Source organism: Leptospira stimsonii, from assembly GCF_003545885.1.
Classification (GTDB): domain Bacteria; phylum Spirochaetota; class Leptospiria; order Leptospirales; family Leptospiraceae; genus Leptospira; species Leptospira stimsonii.
Genome location: NZ_QHCT01000023.1, coordinates 1 through 2,804, shown reverse-complemented (window position 1 = coordinate 2,804; position 2,804 = coordinate 1). Strand labels below are relative to the sequence as shown.

Annotated in this window: 2 protein-coding genes and 1 pseudogene; 2 read left to right on the top strand and 1 reads right to left on the bottom strand. The window is 37.2% G+C overall.

Features of this window, described 5'->3' with window-relative positions; translation table 11 throughout:
- Together DLM75_RS23915 and DLM75_RS23910 are read left to right on the top strand one after the other, a co-directional pair.
- Window positions 1–1,185 (top strand): polymorphic toxin-type HINT domain-containing protein (locus tag DLM75_RS23915; RefSeq protein WP_241548037.1); only part of this gene is annotated, 1,185 nt, incomplete at its 5' end.
- Window positions 1,186–1,193: 8 nt separating this feature from the next.
- Window positions 1,194–1,754, top strand: coding sequence for a tetratricopeptide repeat protein (locus DLM75_RS23910; RefSeq protein WP_158586519.1), 561 nt, complete (start codon window positions 1,194–1,196; stop codon window positions 1,752–1,754).
- A 53-nt stretch (window positions 1,755–1,807) separates the two neighbouring features.
- Here DLM75_RS23910 and DLM75_RS25115 read toward each other — a convergent pair.
- Window positions 1,808–2,635: pseudogene (locus tag DLM75_RS25115) on the bottom strand (integrase core domain-containing protein); the annotation flags it as partial.
- Between the last annotated feature and the right edge of the window lie 169 nt (window positions 2,636–2,804).

The window sequence follows — 2,804 nt, the reverse complement described above, 5'->3', positions numbered from 1 at the left end:
AATGTCATCGGCAAAAAGTTTGTCAACAGAACATGCTTTGTTGCTGGAACACCGGTTCACACGAAGGACGGACTCAAGAAGATTGAGGAGATTCAAGTTGGGGATATGGTTCTTTCCAAATCGGACAAAACGGGAGAGGTTTCGTATCGAAGAGTTGTAAATACATTTGTTCGTCAGACGGATGCGATTTACAAAGTATCTTTTGAAGATGGGACGGAGCTTGAAACCACTTGGGACCACCCATTTAGAACTCAAAAAATGGATGCTATTGGTCAAGAGTTCAATGTAGAGAATACTCAGTGGACGGAAGCGAAAGATTTGGTTGCAGGCAACATTACATTAACTGTAGAAGTGGGCACTTTGAAAGTTACTTCGATTTTGATGGATCAACGAACGGACACTGTCTACAACTTTGAGGTTGAGCAAAACCATACGTATTTCGTGAGCGAAGTAGGAGTTTGGGTTCATAACAATGATACAGCAAAATACTCAACAATAGATCCTAATGTTGGTCTAAAATATGGATTGTTTTTCCCGACTTTACGAATGGCGGCTGATGAAGAGCACATAAATAAAATGGGACAGGCCGCTGAGGCAGTTGCCGACCATTGCTCAGGTTTTGGGGCAATAGGCTGTGGGCTTGACGCACTAAGTTTAACAGGGCTACCACCTATGGGGTCGATTTCTACGAAGGCATCGGGTCTTTTATTAAAATTGTTTCAGAATGCCCCAAAAACGGCAGCTTTTATAAAAAATTTAGTTTCTCATTCAGAGTTGGATGTGAATCCAGGAGAGAGAGAAACTGGCATAAAAGTCGCGGAGGTTTTTAAAATTGGCATTGGTCAAGATAAAAAATCAGGGAATGGAAAAGTGTATTTTGGGATTGGACAGAAAGATGCGGCGGATGTTAAATTAAAGGTATTCTCCTCTGGAGATGTTGAAGCCTCATTTAAAATAGATCCATTAAAATCCGGTGCTTCACTTTCAACTCATGAAGGAATTAAGTTTAAATTTATACCGAATAGTAACGCGGAAATGTCGGTGGTACCTAATTTTGGAAAATCAGATCCATGGAAACTTGAGATCAAAAAGACTAATTCAAATAAGGGGCAAATCAAGGTCCAAATTCCGTTATCACCGTTCTACGATAATGATAGGCAGATGTCAGTGGATCCATATAAATGAAAAATGTTATGAAAACTATTCTAACCTTTGTAGCTTTATTTGTTATAGTGACCTTTATTTGGTCATGTTCAGATAAACGGGCGAAAGCTATTGAGCAATACAATTTGGGGAATTATCAAGATGCTCTTTCGCTATATAAAGATATAGAAAAAACTAGCCGGTTGGATTATATAGATTTTTATAGGTTAGCTTCGATCTATCGTTCTTTGGGGAATAATGATGAATCAATTCTGTATTATAATAAATCGCTAGAACTTAATAGGGAAAATCCAAACTCGCTAATAGCTCTTGGGAGCGTATATGAAGATATAGGTCAATATGAACGAGCAATTAAATCTTATCTCTTAGCTTTGGATACTAAAGGTAATCCGGTTGATTTCGTCGTATTCTATAGATTGGGAAGATGCTATGCAGAAATTAATAATATCGAGAAATCAGTAGTTTATTTTGGAGCTTTTGTACAAAAATATGTGGATTATGAAAAAGAAGGAAAAAATTTGATTGATTATGAAAAACTTTTAGATTACTCGCTCAAATTTTTAGAAAAGAATGCAGCTGTTGCTAAATAAGATGTGTAAAGTAACAGTATTCGCCTAACACTTCTTCTGAAAGAAATTGACTTATCTTCTGAATTTAGTTTTTCGCTCTCCTTGATTTTGATTCCATGGATGAAGACTTGAAATGGAGTTCTTCCGTTCCTTCCTTGATGTGCTCGTTTGTAATTGTATTCTTCAAAGAAAATTTCTAAGTCGATCTGCATTTCTTCAATGGATTCGTAAAATTTAGTTCTACCAGAGATTCTGAAATGCTCATCGAGTAAAGTTCTGTGAAGACGCTCAACGTATCCGTTGCTTTGAGGTCTTCTAACCTTGGTAGTTCGATGTTCGATCTTTTCTAATTGAAGAAATTATTCGAAAGGATATTAATATTTTCTTACACAATACTCACGTCCCATTCTCGGTAAGAACGGTCTGAAATTTAACCGGATGTTCTTCAACGAATGAAGAGACATCGTTATTCAGAGTTCTTTGAACTACAGAGACAGAAATCGTTGTATTGAAAAGCCTTCACCGGGCAAATCGAACGTGATAATCGATGACGGTTTACAAATAGAGTCTATAGTCATCCAACTCTTTTTAAGTAACTAACCATGTGGACGTGTCCATAGATACCAATTCTCCGGTAGAATCGGCTTGTATGTGCCTTTCTCTATATTCTGGATCAAATCTTTCAAGGAATTCGATCTGTTTTTCGCAGAGAGAGATATTTGTTCTTTACGATGTTCTTCGAGTCTGAGAAGTCTTTGATGTTTGGTTACGAGTTTATTCCTCGTCAATACTCCGCTGACGGAGTTGTTGTGCTAGCTTTCAATATCCATGAATATGGTATTGAAAAGAATATATAGGACATCTATTTCGATTTCTTCTGTGACCGTGTTTGGGTGCGGTCCAGTTTGCTAAATCTTTAGCATAAAAAAAAGACCCGGTGTTTAAAACCGAGTCTTTTATCAGTATGTGTTTTAAGCCTTTCTTAGTTTACTAACTGAAAAGTTGCTCCAGAGGCATTGTTTGATGTAATGAAGATGGTGTATGCACCAGCTACATTGAATCGAATGCTTC

Bases quoted from the DNA above. Each gene is read 5' to 3' on its own strand.
- DLM75_RS23910 (WP_158586519.1), top strand. From the start codon at position 1,194: ATGAAAACTATTCTAACCTTTGTAGCTTTATTTGTTATAGTGACCTTT.